The organism is Enterobacteriaceae bacterium ESL0689 (genome assembly GCA_029433525.1).
Taxonomy (GTDB): domain Bacteria; phylum Pseudomonadota; class Gammaproteobacteria; order Enterobacterales; family Enterobacteriaceae; genus JAQTIF01.
This window is the reverse complement of record JAQTIF010000001.1, coordinates 864,635-879,981: the sequence shown is the minus strand read 5'-3', so window position 1 is coordinate 879,981 and position 15,347 is coordinate 864,635. Positions and strand designations below refer to the sequence as shown.

Here is a 15,347-nt window from a genome sequence, read left to right as displayed (position 1 = left end):
CCGTGATCTCAAGGATGAGACTGATCCAGCGTGACCCGAATTTTTACTATTAAGGTGCTGGCACTGAAGACAGCACCGGAGGAATAAAATGCAGATCCTGTTGGCTAACCCGCGCGGTTTTTGCGCAGGTGTTGACCGCGCTATCAGCATTGTTGAAAACGCACTGACACTCTATGGCGCGCCAATTTATGTTCGTCATGAGGTGGTACATAATCGTTATGTGGTAGATAGCCTGCGCAAACGTGGGGCGATTTTTATCGAGCAAATTAACGAAGTCCCGGATGGGGCGATACTGATATTCTCGGCGCACGGTGTCTCTCAGGCGGTGCGCAATGAAGCGAGACACCGTGATTTGACGGTCTTTGACGCCACCTGCCCGCTGGTGACAAAAGTGCATATGGAAGTTGCCCGCGCCAGTCGCCGTGGTGAAGAGTCGATTCTGATTGGTCACGCTGGTCATCCGGAAGTCGAAGGCACAATGGGACAGTACAATAATCCGGCAGGGGGAATGTACCTGGTGGAGTCACCGGACGATGTCTGGCGACTTGAGGTCAAAAATGACGCCCGGCTGTCGTTTATGACGCAAACAACACTCTCTGTCGATGATACCTCGGATATCATCAACGCGCTGTGCCAGCGTTTCCCGAATATTGTCGGCCCACGCAAGGATGATATCTGTTATGCCACCACCAATCGCCAGCAGGCGGTACGGGTGCTGGCCGAGCAGGCTGAGGTGGTGCTGGTGGTCGGCTCGAAAAACTCCTCTAACTCTAACCGTCTGGCTGAACTGGCACAGCGGATGGGGAAAGCTGCTTATCTGATTGATGATGCGGCAGATATTCAGGAGGCGTGGGTGAACGGCAGACGCTGTGTCGGTGTAACCGCCGGGGCATCAGCGCCTGACATTCTGGTCCAGGATGTGATCGCACGTTTACAGTCGCTGGGTGGCAGCGAGGCGGTATCACTGGAAGGTCGCGAGGAGAATATCGTTTTTGAAGTCCCGAAAGAGCTGCGCCTTGATATTCGTGAAATCGAATAATTTTTTCCTTGCAGATATGAGAAGATAGCAGACTGGATGTCTGCTATTTTTTTTCAGGAAGGAATTATGCGCTTACCGATTATTCTTGACACTGATCCCGGAATTGACGATGCAGCAGCGATTGCCGCGGCATTATTTTCCCCGGAGCTCAATCTGCAATTACTGACCACAGTGGCAGGCAATGTATCCGTCGAAAAGACGACGCGCAATGCCTTACAGTTAATGCATTTCTGGGACATCGGCATCCCCGTGGCGCAGGGCGCGTCAGGGCCACTGCTACGTACGTTACGGAATGCGGCGTCGGTACACGGTGAATCGGGCCTCGGTGGCTTTGATTTTGTCGAACATGGACATCTGCCATTACCACAACCCGCCTTTCAGGCTATCTACGATGTATTACGTCAGGCCCCGGAGCCTGTCACGCTGGTCGCGATTGGCCCACTGACCAATATTGCCCTGTTATTAATACAATACCCGCAATGCCATGATTACATTCGTCGGCTGGTGATCATGGGGGGTTCCGCCGGACGAGGCAATTTTACCCCGAATGCGGAATTTAATATCGCGATTGATCCGGAAGCAGCTGCAAGGGTATTTCAGAGTGGGCTGGAAATCGTGATGTGTGGTCTTGATGTTACCAATCAGGCCACGCTTACCGCCGATTACCTCCGCCAGTTACCCACGGTCAATAAAACCGGGCAAATGCTGCACGCGATATTCAGCCATTACCGCAGTGGCAGTATGCGTCACGGCTTACGCATGCACGATATGTGTGCGATCGCGTGGCTGGTGCGTCCTCAACTCTTCACCCTTCAGCCCTGTTTTGTCGCCGTAGAAACCGAAGGCAAGTGGACAGCCGGAACGACGGTGGTGGATATCGAAGGTCGCCTGGGACAAGCGGCGAATGCGCAAGTGGCGCTGGATATTGATGTCGATGGTTTCCGGCACTGGGTTGCGGAAGTGATCGCCCGGGCGCCGTAAGCCAGCCGTCCCGTTACAGCCACGGCTGATGAATGACATCTTGCCGTGGCTGTTTATTGATAATCTGATAACGCAAAAATCATTCACACCTGATCTAAAAAGAGAAAAATTATGCATAACACACCAATTCGCGTGGCGATTGCTGGCGCGGGAGGACGGATGGGGCGCCAGTTGATCGCTGCCGCACAACAGACAGCAGGCGTTCAGCTGGGAGCCGCACTGGAGCGCGAAGGCTCTTCATTGACTGGCAGCGACGCCGGTGAGCTGGCGGGTATCGGTGCGATCAGCATCACGGTACAGAGCAGCCTGGCCGCAGTCAAAGAGGATTTTGATGTTCTCATCGATTTTACCCGCCCGCAGGCGACGTTACATCATCTTGCATTTTGTCGTGACACAGGAAAAGGGATGGTGATCGGCACCACCGGGTTTGATGACGCGGGGAAAAAGGCGATTGAGCAGGCGGCCCAGGAGATAGCGATTGTTTTCGCGGCAAATTTTAGCGTGGGTGTTAACGTTATGCTGAAGCTGCTGGAAAAGACCGCAAAAGTCATCGGTGATAATACCGATATTGAAATCATCGAGGCACACCATCGCCATAAAGTGGATGCGCCGTCGGGCACCGCACTGGCGATGGGCGAGGCGATCGCGGGAGCGCTGAATAAAGATCTGTCAGATTGTGCACTATTCTGCCGTGAAGGTCATACCGGGGAACGAGTGCCGGGTACTATCGGTTTTGCGACGGTGCGTGCTGGCGATATCGTCGGCGAACATACCGCGATGTTTGCTGATATTGGTGAACGTATTGAGATCAGCCATAAGGCATCCAGCCGGATGACATTTGCTAATGGCGCCATTCGTGCGGCGTTATGGCTAAAAGGAAAGAAAAAAGGGCTTTTTGACATGAAAGATGTCCTTAATCTTCATTCTATTTAGTTTTTTTATTTTTTATATTTATATGATTTTAAAGGGTAAAATACAATTACCCTTTATTTTTATCTGTTTTATGATTTATTCATAAATAAACAGTTAAAATATTCACTTATAAATCCATTTTATCTGATTTTATCTCTTTTTTGATGGCTTCATCTTTTATTTTTAAACAAAAAATATTTTTACACATCATCCAGCCATGCAATCGTTTACTCTCTTTATTTTATTGCTCATTTTACTGACTCAGGCAATAAAAATGCACTAATTAACTAAAAATGACAACATCATATTGACATTCCGTCCCGACATATCCAGAATGCCGCCGTTTGCCAGAAATCCGCAGATCAGTCAGTTTGCCATTGATTCACGCCACATAAGTGAATTATTATGCAAATAAATAGATTAAACATTCTTTGGAGGATATCTTGGTTCAGCCAGCACTATTGATTCTGGAAGATGGAACTCTATTTTACGGTCGGGCAATTGGCGCAGAGGGCCTGGCCGTTGGGGAAGTGGTCTTTAATACTTCAATGACCGGTTATCTGGAAATTCTCACCGACCCCTCCTACTCCCGACAAATCGTTACACTGACTTCTCCACATATTGGTAATACCGGCACTAACGCCACCGATGAAGAATCTTCACAAGTACCTATTAAGGGGCTGGTGATCCGCGACCTGCCACAGATAGCCAGTAATTTCCGCAATACAGAAGCGCTCGACAGCTGGCTCAAACGCCATAATATTGTGGCTATTGCCGATATCGACACCCGTAAACTCACGCGTTTGTTACGTGAAAAAGGGGCGCTGAATGGCTGCATTATGGCAGGCGATAAGCTGGATATTGGATTAGCAAAGGAGAAGCTCAACGCTTTTCCGGGGCTACAGGGGATGGATCTGGCAAAAGAGGTCTCCACCACGCAACCCTATTCCTGGACACAGGGAAGCTGGCAATTTTCCAGCGGGTTGCCGGAAGCGCAGGCGGAAAGTGCCCTGCCCTTTCATATCGTGGTGTATGACTTCGGTGTTAAGCGCAATATTTTGCGGATGCTGGTTGATCGTGGCTGCCATCTGACGGTGGTTCCGGCACAAACTCCGGCGCAACAAGTGCTGGCGATGAACCCCGATGGTATCTTCCTCTCAAATGGCCCGGGTGATCCGGCAGCGTGTGATTATGCGATCGATGCCATTCACGCTTTCCTGACCACCGATATCCCGCTGTTTGGCATCTGCCTCGGGCATCAGTTACTGGCACTGGCGAGTGGTGCCCGCACCGTTAAGATGAAATTGGGCCATCATGGCAGCAACCATCCGGTGAAAGATCTGGATCGCGACGTGGTGATGATTACTGCACAGAATCATGGTTTTACCGTCGATCAATCCTCGCTGCCCGCGAACCTGCGAGTGACACATAAATCGCTGTTTGACGATACCATACAAGGTATCCATCGCCATGATCGACCCGCCTTTGGTTTTCAGGGACATCCTGAAGCCAGCGCGGGTCCTCATGATGCCGCCCCGTTGTTCGATCACTTTATTGACCTTATCCGGCAATATCGCCATACCGCTAAATAACCAGGAGTCGGGACTATCATGCCAAAACGTACAGATATAAACAGCATCCTGATCCTCGGTGCCGGGCCGATCGTTATCGGCCAGGCTTGTGAGTTTGATTATTCAGGCGCTCAAGCCTGTAAAGCGCTGCGCGAGGAGGGGTATCGCGTCATTCTGGTCAATTCCAATCCTGCCACCATTATGACTGACCCGGAGATGGCGGATGCGACCTATATTGAGCCGATTGACTGGGAAGTCGTAGGTAAAATCATCGAAAAGGAGCGCCCGGATGCTATTTTACCAACGATGGGAGGACAGACAGCACTCAACTGTGCGCTGGAACTGGAGCGCCAGGGCGTACTGGCCGAATTTTCGGTCACCATGATTGGTGCCACCGCTGACGCCATTGATAAAGCGGAAGATCGCCGTCGTTTTGCCGAGGCGATGAACAAAATTGGCCTCAATAGCGCCCGTTCCGGGATTGCGCATTCGCTGCGGGAGGCGCTGGCTGTTGTCGCCGAGGTTGGCTATCCATGCATTATTCGCCCCTCTTTTACGATGGGAGGAACCGGCGGCGGGATTGCCTATAACCGGGAGGAGTTCGTCGATATTTGTACGCGCGGCCTCGAACTGTCGCCAACCAATGAACTGCTGATTGATGAGTCATTGATTGGCTGGAAAGAGTATGAAATGGAAGTCGTGCGTGATAAGCATGACAACTGCATTATTGTGTGTGCCATTGAAAACATCGATCCCATGGGCATTCACACCGGTGATTCGATAACCGTCGCGCCAGCGCAAACCCTGACGGATAAAGAGTACCAGATAATGCGTAACGCCTCGATGGCGGTTTTGCGTGAAATTGGTGTCGAAACTGGCGGTTCGAACGTCCAGTTTGCGGTCGATCCGAAAACGGGTCGCCTGATCGTTATCGAAATGAACCCCCGGGTGTCGCGCTCTTCGGCACTGGCATCGAAAGCGACCGGCTTTCCGATTGCCAGGGTGGCGGCAAAACTGGCAGTCGGTTATACCCTCGATGAGCTGATGAACGAAATAACCGGCGGGCGTACCCCGGCCTCCTTTGAGCCCGCCATTGATTATGTCGTCACCAAAATTCCCCGTTTTAACTTTGAAAAATTTGCCGGTGCCAATGACCGCCTGACGACGCAGATGAAATCCGTCGGTGAGGTGATGGCGATCGGGCGCACCCAGCAGGAATCGCTACAAAAAGCATTGCGGGCGCTGGAAGTCGGAGCCAGCGGTTTTGATCCGAAAGTCAGTCCCGACGATCCACAGGGGCTGACCCTCATTCGTCGTGAGCTGAAAGACGCTGGCGCTGAGCGTATCTGGTATATCGCCGATGCTTTCCGTGCCGGTCTGTCCGTCGATGGTGTCTATAACCTAACCCATATTGATCGCTGGTTCCTGGTACAAATTGAAGAGCTGGTACGCCTCGAAGAGCGTGTTGCCGGACAGGGTATCAGCGGCCTGACAGCCGATTTCCTGCGCCAGCTAAAACGCAAAGGGTTTGCCGATGCGCGGCTGGCAAAACTGCTCGGCGTGGCAGAAGATGAAATTCGCGCGTTGCGTGATCACTACCATCTGCATCCGGTTTATAAGCGCGTTGATACCTGTGCGGCGGAATTTGCGACAGATACCGCTTACCTGTACTCCACTTATGAAGAGGAGTGCGAAGCGAACCCCTCCGTTGACCGCAATAAAATAATGATACTGGGGGGCGGCCCGAACCGTATCGGTCAGGGAATCGAGTTTGATTACTGTTGTGTCCATGCTTCACTGGCGCTGCGTGAGGCGGGTTATGAAACTATTATGGTTAACTGTAACCCGGAAACCGTCTCCACCGATTACGATATCTCTGATCGTCTCTATTTCGAGCCGGTGACGCTGGAGGATGTGCTGGAAATTGTACGACTTGAGCAGCCACAAGGGGTGATTGTCCAGTATGGGGGGCAGACACCGCTGAAACTGGCACGCGCCCTGGAAGCGGCAGGTGTGCCGATTATTGGCACCCGTCCGGATGCGATTGACCGGGCCGAAGATCGCGAGCGTTTCCAGCATGCGGTTGAGCGCCTGCAACTGAAACAACCGGCCAATGCGACAGTGACCACCCTCGAAATGGCGGTGGAGAAGGCAAAAGAGATCGGCTATCCGCTGGTCGTGCGACCTTCGTATGTATTGGGTGGTCGGGCGATGGAGATCGTCTATGATGAAGCCGATCTGTGCCGCTACTTCGGCAGTGCGGTCAGTGTCTCCAGCGATGCACCGGTGTTACTCGATCACTTTCTTGACGATGCGATAGAAGTCGACGTTGACGCTATCTGTGATGGTGAAAACGTGCTGATTGGCGGCATTATGGAGCATATCGAACAAGCGGGGGTACATTCCGGTGATTCCGCATGTTCTTTGCCCGCCTATACCCTGAGCGGAGAAATTCAGAATACCCTGCGTGACCAGGTACGAAAACTGGCTATCGAACTGCAAGTACGTGGTCTGATGAACGTCCAGTTCGCGGTAAAAAATAACGAAGTTTATCTGATTGAAGTTAACCCACGTGCCGCGCGGACGGTGCCATTTGTCTCAAAAGCCACTGGCATACCGCTGGCGAAAGTTGCCGCGCGGGTGATGATCGGCCAGTCACTGCAACAACAGGGCGTGACCGAAGAGGTGATCCCGCCCTACTATGCGGTCAAGGAGGTGGTGCTACCGTTTAGTAAATTCCCCGGTGTTGATCCTTTGCTGGGGCCAGAGATGCGTTCTACGGGCGAGGTGATGGGCGTCGGGTCGATTTTTGCCGAGGCTTTTGCGAAAGCGCAACGGGGTAGCGGCTCACTGATGAAAAAATCGGGCAGAGCACTGCTCTCGGTACGGCAGGAAGATAAGCAGCGAGTTGTCGATCTGGCCGCTAAACTACTGAAGTGTGGCTTTCAACTGGACGCGACCCACGGCACGGCAATCATTCTTGGTGAAGCGGGGATCAATCCGCGTCTGGTCAATAAAGTGCATGAAGGACGCCCGCATATTCAGGATCGGATCAAGAATGGCGAATATAGCTATATCATCAATACCACCGCAGGCCGCCAGGCGATCGAGGACTCAAAGCTGATCCGCCGCAGTGCGCTACACTATAAAGTGCATTACGACACTACGCTGAATGGAGGTTTTGCCACCGTCATGGCACTGAGCGCGAATACCACTAAGGAAGTCATATCCGTTCAGGAAATGCATGCGAAAATCGGCAGATAAATTTTCGTGCCCCGCTGACCGCAAGGTCTGCGGGGATTTCCTCACCAACAGCGGTTGCATGACCAGGATGGTAGATCGGCAAATTTTATTATTCTTTACGCTCCATCTGGTCGACGAAGTATTGTGCTTTCCGTATAGTGGCGGCAATTTTTGGCAGTGGGGAAATTTTTATGATTAGTCTGATTGCAGCGTTAGCCGTAGATCGCGTCATTGGTATGGAAAATACCATGCCCTGGCATCTGGCCGCTGATCTTGCCTGGTTTAAACGCCATACCGCGAACAAACCGGTGGTGATGGGGCGTCTGACGTGGGAGTCTATCGGCCGTCCATTACCAGGACGAAAAAATATTGTGATTAGCCGTCAGCCCGGTACGGATGATCGTGTCCAGTGGGTGACATCGGTGGCTGAGGCGATTGCCGCCTGTGATAACGCAGAAGAGATCATGATCATTGGCGGTGGTCAGATTTATGAGCAGTTCCTGCCGAATGCCGATAAGCTCTATCTCACCCATATTGATGCGGAAGTGGAAGGCGATACCCATTTCCCGGACTACAATCCCGATTGCTGGGAGTCAGTATTTAGCGAGTTTCACGATGCTGATGCGCATAACTCTCATAGCTACTGCTTCGAAATCCTGCAACGGCGCTGACCGCCTGCGCTGTCAGGATACCGGGTCTGCCTGAAGCGTTCCGCTGGCCGGTAGCTGATGAGTTTCCCCCTGTCGCTGATATTCACTCTCGCTGGCGATGTTAATCACGCCAGGCAACGCTTACTCGCTGACCGTTGCCGTATCAGCCGAATGCTTCCGGCGCATCGCCGGTTGCGTGAAATAACGTTTATCTTCCCAGCGCAGGCAGGTCAGATCTCCGCCCCAGCAGCAGCCGGTATCAAGGGCATAAATACCATCGGGTGTTCCCCGCCCCTCCAGGGAAGCCCAGTGGCCAAACGCAATGCTGTATTCCAGCGCCACCGGCCCAGGAAGATTAAACCACGGCTTTAAGGGTGCTGGTGCCTGTTCCGGTGCCTCTTTGGCATACATGTCTAATTGCCCATTGGGGAAACAGTAACGCATACGGGTAAAGGCGTTTGAGATAAAACGCAGGCGCGCCAGCCCCGTCAGTTCAGGGCTCCAGTTATCGGGCATATCGCCATACATGGCGTCAAGGAATAACGGGTAAGCGTCGCTGGTCAGCATGGCGGTCATATCACGGGCACACTGCTTTGCGGTAGCGATATCCCATTGCGGGGTGATGCCCGCGTGCGCCATAACCAGTTTGTTTTCTTCATCTATCTGCATCAGTGGCTGGCGACGTAGCCAGTTAAGCAGTTCATCCACATCAGGGGCTGCCAGCAGGGCCTGCAGATTGTCTTTCGGTTTCGCCCGACTGATCCCGGCATAAATGGCCAGCAGGTGCAGATCGTGATTGCCGAGCACAGGGCGCACGTTCTCGCCCAGTGATTTAACGTAGCGTAAAACTGCCAGTGAGTCCGGGCCACGGGCGACTAAATCCCCGGTCAGCCATAAAGTATCGACACCCGGTGTAAATGCCACCTGGTCTAATAAGGCCATTAATTCATCGTAACAACCGTGGACGTCACCAATAAGATATGTCGACATAATATATTAATGAATCAGTGTAGGAACGGCGAGACGAAAAACAGGAATATCGATGGCGAATGAAACGCCGTTGATATCGATCATTTCATAGCGTCCCTCCATCGTGCCAAGCGGTGTTTTAATAATGGCGCCACTGGTATATTGAAACTCTCCCCCGGCGGGAATACAGGGTTGTTCACCGACCACCCCTTCCCCCTGAACCTCGATCTTATGACCATGACTGTTCGTGATCAGCCAGTAGCGCCCTATCAGCTGGATCGGAATACGCTCCAGATTGCGGATGGTAATGGTATAGGCAAAGACGTAACGCTCTTGTTGCGGAGAAGATTGTGATTCAAGATAGATACTTTGTACCTGTATACAAACCCGCCGTGGACGATTCATGGTGACGTCTCCTCGCCTGGTGGATGATCAGCGAGCCAGTTCGCTAACTGACAATACTGTGCCACAGAAATATTTTCTGCCCGCAGTGCGGGATCGATAGCCAGTGTATTAAGCACATCGGGACTAAACAGGTTGCCCAGACTATTACGAATCGTTTTACGCCGTTGATTAAACGCCTCAGTGGTAATTCTGCTCAGCAGGCGAACTGATTTGACCGGGTGCGGTAAAGTGCGCCAGGGCACAAGACGCACCACAGCCGAATCAACTTTGGGGGGTGGCGTAAAAGCGGAGGGAGGAACCTCCAGCACCGGAATAATCTGGCAGTAATATTGCGCCATCACGCTCAACCGGCCATAGGCTTTGCTACCGGGACCTGCCACCAGCCGATTAACCACCTCTTTTTGCAACATAAAGTGCATATCGGCAATCGCATCCGCGTAACTGAACAGATGGAACATCAGCGGCGTTGAAATATTATAGGGAAGGTTACCGAATACACGCAGCGGCTGTCCCTGACGCTGTGCCAATTCAGCGAAATTCATGGTCATGGCATCTTGCTGATAAATCGTCAGCTTAGGCCCTAAAAACGGGTGCGTTTGCAGGCGAGCGGCCAGATCGCGATCCAGTTCGATCACGGTGAGCGCATCCAGAAATTCGGCCACTGGCTCGGTTAATGCCGCCAGTCCAGGGCCAATTTCGACCATCGCCTGCCCTTTCTGCGGATGAATGGCGGCGACAATATTTTCGATCACCCACGGATCGTTAAGAAAGTTCTGCCCAAAGCGTTTACGGGCAAAGTGCCCCTGATGAACTCGATTACTCATGACCTATTGACCATCATTTTGATGGCGAGATTAAGCGCCGTGATAAAACTACCGACATTTGCCGTTCCCTGCCCCGCCAGCTCAAGTGCGGTGCCGTGATCAACGGAAGTGCGAATAAAGGGTAAGCCGAGCGTAATATTTACGCTGCGACCAAATCCCTGAGATTTTAGCACCGGAAGCCCCTGATCGTGATACATCGCCAGCACCGCATCAGCCTGATCGAGATATTTGGCCTGAAATAAGGTATCCGCGGCGAGCGGGCCACTCAGATGCATGCCCTCTACGCGCAGTGTCTCCAGCAATGGAATGATGATATCTCTCTCTTCCGTGCCGATATGTCCCCCTTCCCCGGCGTGCGGATTAAGGCCACAGACCAGGATATGGGGGCGACTGATACCGAATTTATGCCGCAGATCGTGATCCAGAATGGTGATCACCTGACGCAGCAAATCAGGCGTAATAGCATCACTGACCGCTTTTAATGGCAGATGAGTGGTCGCCAGGGAAACACGCAGCTCTTCTGTTGCCAGCATCATCACCACTTTGCTGACATGGGCGCGTTGCGCGAGGAACTCGGTATGGCCGGTGAAAGGGATCCCCGCGTCATTAATGTTGCCTTTATGCACGGGTCCGGTAACCAGCGCCGCAAACTCACCTTGCAGGCAACCATCACAGGCGCGTGCCAGTGTTTCTGTCACATAGCGGCCATTACGGGGATCTAGTACGCCTGCCTGAGCGGGCGTATTCAGTGCTATCGGCAGCAGGGTAAGCGTTCCGGCCCGCTGTGCGCTAGCGGGCTGTGAGGGATCATAGCGGCGCAACGTTAAGGGAAGCCCCAGTTGTTGAGCCCGCGCCGATAGCAGCGCGCCATCTGCGCAAACCACCAGCTCGACAGGCCAGTCATATTGCGCCAGCTGAGCGACCAGCTCAGGGCCAATACCTGCGGGTTCGCCTGCGGTGATCACCACACGATTCATACACACCCTCTGACCTGTCATGCAGGACTCAGTATTTTGACATAAGCACTAGCCCGCTGTTCCTGCATCCAGATAGCCGACTCTTCAGAGAGTTTTCGATTCATCAGCATCCGCCAGGCGCGATCTTTCTGCGCGACGTCAGTTTTATCAACCTGGCGACTATCCAGTAATTCAATCAGATGCCAGCCAAATGATGAGTGTACCGGTACGCTGATCTGGCCTTTGCTAAGATGCATTAATGCTTCACGGAATGCCGGATCGAAGATATCAGGAGGCACCCAGCCTAAATCGCCGCCCTGGTTGGCTGAGCCGGGGTCTTCGGAATACGCTTTGGCTGCTTTGGCAAACGTGGTTTTTCCGCTCTTAATATCGGCGGCAATTTGCTCAAGTTTTGCCTGTGCCTGGGCATCACTCATAATCGGCGAGGTTTTAATCAGGATATGGCGGGCGTGAACCTCAGTCACGGAAATATTCTGGCTTTCCCCCCGTATATCGTTAACTTTCAGGATATGAAAGCCGACACCCGAACGGATCGGGCCGATAATATCGCCTTTCTTCGCGCTGCTCAGCGCCTGGGCAAACAGTCCAGGTAGCTCCTGGATGCGTCCCCAGCCCATCTGACCGCCTTTCAGCGCCTGGGGATCGGCGGAGTAGGCGATCGCCAGTTTCGCGAAATCCGCACCATGACGTGCCTGCTCAGTCACTTCCTGCGCCTGTTGCTGAGCCACAGCGACCTGATCGGAGGTCGGATTTTCCGGCAGCGGGATCAGAATATGGCTGAGATTCAGCTCGGTGCTGGCGTCATTCTGGCTGGCGATTTGCTTCGCCAGCGCGTCCACTTCCTGGGGGAGTATCGTGATGCGACGGCGTACTTCATTATTACGCACTTCGGAAATCAGCATTTCATGGCGGATCTGGTTGCGATAGGTATTGTCGTTAATTCCATCGGCGGCCAGACGACTACGCATCTGATCGATGCTGATATTATTCTGTCTGGCAATATCGTTTATCGCCTGGGTCACCTGCTCGTCAGAGACTTTCAGCCCCATTTTCTGTCCCATCTGTAAAATAATCTGATCCATAATCAGTTTTTCAAGAATTTGATGGCGCAGCGTGGCATCGTCAGGAAGCGGTTGCTGGTTATGACCAGCATTGCGCTTAACGGTCTTCATTAAGCTATCGACATCACTCTCCAGCACCACACCATTATTGACAACGGCGGCGATTTTATCGACAACCTGCGGGGCGGCGAAACTGGTATTCGCGATCATGGCGATACCGAGAAGCAGCGTTTTCCAGTTCTTCATACTCTTTCCATTTCAATTAACCGCCATAGCGGATTATGTCATCAAGTAGCTGTTTTACAGCGATCTCTGGTACGGTAATATATTTGAACGCAACATCTTTCTGGTGCCAAGACCATAACTGGAACTCAAGCCGCGTAGCTCGATATTGATACCGATGGCGTCATCATATTTGCTTGTATTGTTGTTATTCCAGCCCGTGATTTTCCGCTCATAGCCAATGCGAATCGCATAGCAGCAGGAGTTGTATTGTACACCGAGCATTTGATCGGCCGGTTTTCTGCTATGGGTATCGTAGTAATAGGCGCCGACGACAGACCAGCGATCGACTATCGGCCAACTGGCCACCATACCTGCCTGGGAAATCCCCTCTTTATATTGCGGAGATGCTGCATAAGCGGGCAGCATGGCCTGAATATATTCCGGACTAGCGTAACGATAGTTTAACTGCACCATGCGATCTTCATTCTGGCGGTATTCAATGATACCGTTACCGGTGGCGATATTATCAAGACGGGTATCATACTGAATACCACCACGTAATCCCCAGTTATCGGCGATGCGCCAGTAAGTATCCCCTGCCCATACCATCGATCCTGTCGTTTCATCCTTCTCCCAGTGAATATGATCATCACCGGTGCGAGAGGAAGTAAAATAGTAGATTTGACCGACAGAAATATTGAAACGTTCCATTGCGGTGTCATCATAAATACGGGACGTTACGCCGGTTGTTAACTGATTAGCCGAAGCGATGCGATCCAGACCACTGTAGGAACGATCACGGAACAGACCGCTGTAGTCCGATTGTAAAAGTGTCGAGTCATAGACAGCGATATAGCGTTGATCGCGGAATGGGACATACCGATATTGCATGCGCGGTTCCAGGGTTTGGGTATATCCCGCCTGCATATCACGCTCGAAAATCATTTTGCCATCGGCTTTGAACTGCGGCATAACGCGATTCACGGAGGACTTGTACTGCGTGTTCATCATCGCGTTATAGTCATCATAGTTGCTCTGCTGGTAATGCGTTGTCAGGAGTTTCGCTTCGGTATTGATACTACCCCAGTCATTAGACAGCGGCAGATTGATCGTCGGCTCAATATGCAGACGGGTTGCTGATGGCCATTTATTGTTGGTGTTAACAAAGTGGACCACCTGGCTATAGATATGGCTATCAAACGGGCCCATATCGTTGTAGAAGTAACTGGCATCCAGTTGCGGTTGCGCCGCATATGAGCTTCCTGAATGACGGTTGAAAACCTGAAATTGTTTGGTTGACGCCGTGACATCAAAGTTCTGATCGGCGTAACCAGCACTGAATTTCTGCGTTGCGTAACCATCGGTACTGGAACCATACTTCGAACTGAAATCATTAAAGTAGTCGGTATCACTGACTTTGGTATAGTCGACATTCAGACGCCATACCTGATCGATAACACCGTAATGATTCCAGTAAAACAGCCAGCGGCGGCTGTTGCCTTCAGTCGGATTGTCTTTGGCGTAAGTATGATCTGTTGGCAGATAATCCAGCGCAAACAAGCCGCTACCCGCCTGTGTCAGATAGCGGAACTCATTCTCCCACATCACGTTGCCACGTTTTCCCATGTAATGGGGCGTCAGCGTGGCGTCGAAATCTGGCGCGATATTCCAGTAGTAAGGAATGGAAAATTCTAATCCATTGCTGGTGCTGTATTTCGCATTAGGGATCAGGAAACCGGAACGACGTTTATCACCGATCGGCAGTTGCAGGTAAGGGCTGTAAAAAACCGGCACTGACCCGATCTTAAAGCGTGCGTTCCAGATCTCGGCAACCTGTTCTTGCCGATCATGGATGACTTCACTGCCGACGATGCTCCAGGTGTCAGAACCCGGTAAGCAGGAAGTAAATGTGCCATTTTCGAGGATAGTATAGCGACTCTCATCGCGTTGTTTCATGAGATCAGCCGTGCCACGTCCCTGACGTCCTACCATTTGATAACTACCGTCCCAGACGTTAGTATCTTTGGTATTGAGATTTGCCCAGCCTTTCTGACCTTTCAGAATGACCTGATTATCGTCATAATGCACGTTACCGAGCGCATCGACGGTACGTACCGGCGTGCTCTGGCCTGCAGCAGTTTGTTGATGTAGCTGCACTTCATCTGCCTGCAGACGGCTATTCCCCTGAAGAATATCAACGGTTCCTGTAAAAATAGCGTTATCAGGATACTGGCCTGTTGCCTGATCCGCATTGATAGTGACCGGCAGTGCGTTAGTTTTACCGTTAACCAGAGGACGATGGTATTTGGGAACAGCAGACAGACACTGGGTAGCAAGATCGGCGGCGAAAACCTGCTGATGATACAAGGCGCTGGCGATCAATGTAGCGAGAAGACTAAAGATACGTTTTTTCATACGGTATATTAATGGTTCCGTCATCATGTGGCAGCGGCGGGTACATGGTCAGAGCCAGACCTACTACTCTTTATC

General features: G+C 51.9%; 12 protein-coding genes. 6 read left to right on the top strand and 6 right to left on the bottom strand.

The features are described 5' to 3' along the window. Nucleotides 1–88 precede the first annotated feature (88 nt). The 6 genes from ispH (at nucleotide 89) to folA (ending at nucleotide 8,417) form a co-directional block, all read left to right on the top strand. Nucleotides 89–1,039 (top strand): 4-hydroxy-3-methylbut-2-enyl diphosphate reductase, encoded by a 951-nt coding sequence (gene ispH, locus PT300_04380; GenBank protein ID MDF7679889.1) that lies wholly within the window; start codon nucleotides 89–91, stop codon nucleotides 1,037–1,039. 66 nt (nucleotides 1,040–1,105) lie between these two features. Next, nucleotides 1,106–2,020, top strand: a complete 915-nt coding sequence (gene rihC / locus PT300_04375; protein MDF7679888.1) for a ribonucleoside hydrolase RihC — start codon at nucleotides 1,106–1,108, stop codon at nucleotides 2,018–2,020. Between the two features lie 111 nt (nucleotides 2,021–2,131). Next, nucleotides 2,132–2,953, top strand: a complete 822-nt coding sequence (gene dapB, locus PT300_04370; protein MDF7679887.1) for a 4-hydroxy-tetrahydrodipicolinate reductase — start codon at nucleotides 2,132–2,134, stop codon at nucleotides 2,951–2,953. Nucleotides 2,954–3,375: 422 nt separating this feature from the next. Beyond that, nucleotides 3,376–4,524: a glutamine-hydrolyzing carbamoyl-phosphate synthase small subunit gene (gene carA / locus PT300_04365; GenBank protein MDF7679886.1), complete on the top strand. Its 1,149-nt coding sequence runs from the start codon at nucleotides 3,376–3,378 to the stop codon at nucleotides 4,522–4,524. Between the two features lie 18 nt (nucleotides 4,525–4,542). Further along, on the top strand, nucleotides 4,543–7,767 hold the full coding sequence (carB, locus tag PT300_04360) for a carbamoyl-phosphate synthase large subunit (GenBank protein ID MDF7679885.1): 3,225 nt from the start codon (nucleotides 4,543–4,545) through the stop codon (nucleotides 7,765–7,767). 170 nt (nucleotides 7,768–7,937) lie between these two features. Beyond that, entirely contained in the window at nucleotides 7,938–8,417 is a 480-nt protein-coding gene (gene folA, locus PT300_04355) for a type 3 dihydrofolate reductase (protein MDF7679884.1), read from the top strand. 120 nt (nucleotides 8,418–8,537) lie between these two features. On the opposite strand, the gene apaH is transcribed toward folA, so the two are convergent. Genes apaH through lptD form a run of 6 tightly spaced genes read right to left on the bottom strand, consistent with a single transcriptional unit; the run spans nucleotide 8,538 to nucleotide 15,272 of the window. Beyond that, nucleotides 8,538–9,386: a bis(5'-nucleosyl)-tetraphosphatase (symmetrical) ApaH gene (gene apaH, locus PT300_04350; GenBank protein ID MDF7679883.1), complete on the bottom strand. Its 849-nt coding sequence runs from the start codon at nucleotides 9,384–9,386 to the stop codon at nucleotides 8,538–8,540. Between the two features lie 6 nt (nucleotides 9,387–9,392). After that, nucleotides 9,393–9,770 (bottom strand): Co2+/Mg2+ efflux protein ApaG, encoded by a 378-nt coding sequence (apaG, locus tag PT300_04345; protein MDF7679882.1) that lies wholly within the window; start codon nucleotides 9,768–9,770, stop codon nucleotides 9,393–9,395. Beyond that, the gene (gene rsmA / locus PT300_04340; protein MDF7679881.1) at nucleotides 9,767–10,594 is read right to left on the bottom strand and encodes a 16S rRNA (adenine(1518)-N(6)/adenine(1519)-N(6))-dimethyltransferase RsmA; all 828 of its coding nucleotides are present in this window, start codon (nucleotides 10,592–10,594) and stop codon (nucleotides 9,767–9,769) included. Before rsmA ends, apaG begins: the two co-directional genes overlap by 4 nt. Then, complete coding sequence (gene pdxA / locus PT300_04335; protein ID MDF7679880.1) at nucleotides 10,591–11,571, bottom strand: 4-hydroxythreonine-4-phosphate dehydrogenase PdxA; 981 nt, start codon at nucleotides 11,569–11,571, stop codon at nucleotides 10,591–10,593. Before pdxA ends, rsmA begins: the two co-directional genes overlap by 4 nt. A 17-nt stretch (nucleotides 11,572–11,588) precedes the next feature. Next, nucleotides 11,589–12,878 carry a peptidylprolyl isomerase SurA gene (gene surA / locus PT300_04330; protein MDF7679879.1) on the bottom strand — a complete coding sequence of 430 codons (1,290 nt, stop codon included), beginning with the start codon at nucleotides 12,876–12,878 and terminating at the stop codon, nucleotides 11,589–11,591. 54 nt (nucleotides 12,879–12,932) lie between these two features. After that, on the bottom strand, nucleotides 12,933–15,272 hold the full coding sequence (lptD, locus tag PT300_04325; GenBank protein MDF7679878.1) for an LPS assembly protein LptD: 2,340 nt from the start codon (nucleotides 15,270–15,272) through the stop codon (nucleotides 12,933–12,935). Nucleotides 15,273–15,347: the final 75 nt, after the last annotated feature.

What these genes read in the sequence shown, in the direction of transcription:
- ispH (MDF7679889.1), top strand. Translation starts at nt 89, where the DNA reads ATGCAGATCCTGTTGGCTAACCCGCGCGGTTTTTGCGCAGGTGTTGAC.
- rihC (MDF7679888.1), top strand. Translation starts at nt 1,106, where the DNA reads ATGCGCTTACCGATTATTCTTGACACTGATCCCGGAATTGACGATGCA.
- dapB (MDF7679887.1), top strand. Translation starts at nt 2,132, where the DNA reads ATGCATAACACACCAATTCGCGTGGCGATTGCTGGCGCGGGAGGACGG.
- carB (MDF7679885.1), top strand. Translation starts at nt 4,543, where the DNA reads ATGCCAAAACGTACAGATATAAACAGCATCCTGATCCTCGGTGCCGGG.
- folA (MDF7679884.1), top strand. Translation starts at nt 7,938, where the DNA reads ATGATTAGTCTGATTGCAGCGTTAGCCGTAGATCGCGTCATTGGTATG.
- apaH (MDF7679883.1), bottom strand. Translation starts at nt 9,386, where the DNA reads ATGTCGACATATCTTATTGGTGACGTCCACGGTTGTTACGATGAATTA.
- apaG (MDF7679882.1), bottom strand. Translation starts at nt 9,770, where the DNA reads ATGAATCGTCCACGGCGGGTTTGTATACAGGTACAAAGTATCTATCTT.
- rsmA (MDF7679881.1), bottom strand. Translation starts at nt 10,594, where the DNA reads ATGAGTAATCGAGTTCATCAGGGGCACTTTGCCCGTAAACGCTTTGGG.
- pdxA (MDF7679880.1), bottom strand. Translation starts at nt 11,571, where the DNA reads ATGAATCGTGTGGTGATCACCGCAGGCGAACCCGCAGGTATTGGCCCT.
- surA (MDF7679879.1), bottom strand. Translation starts at nt 12,878, where the DNA reads ATGAAGAACTGGAAAACGCTGCTTCTCGGTATCGCCATGATCGCGAAT.
- lptD (MDF7679878.1), bottom strand. Translation starts at nt 15,272, where the DNA reads ATGAAAAAACGTATCTTTAGTCTTCTCGCTACATTGATCGCCAGCGCC.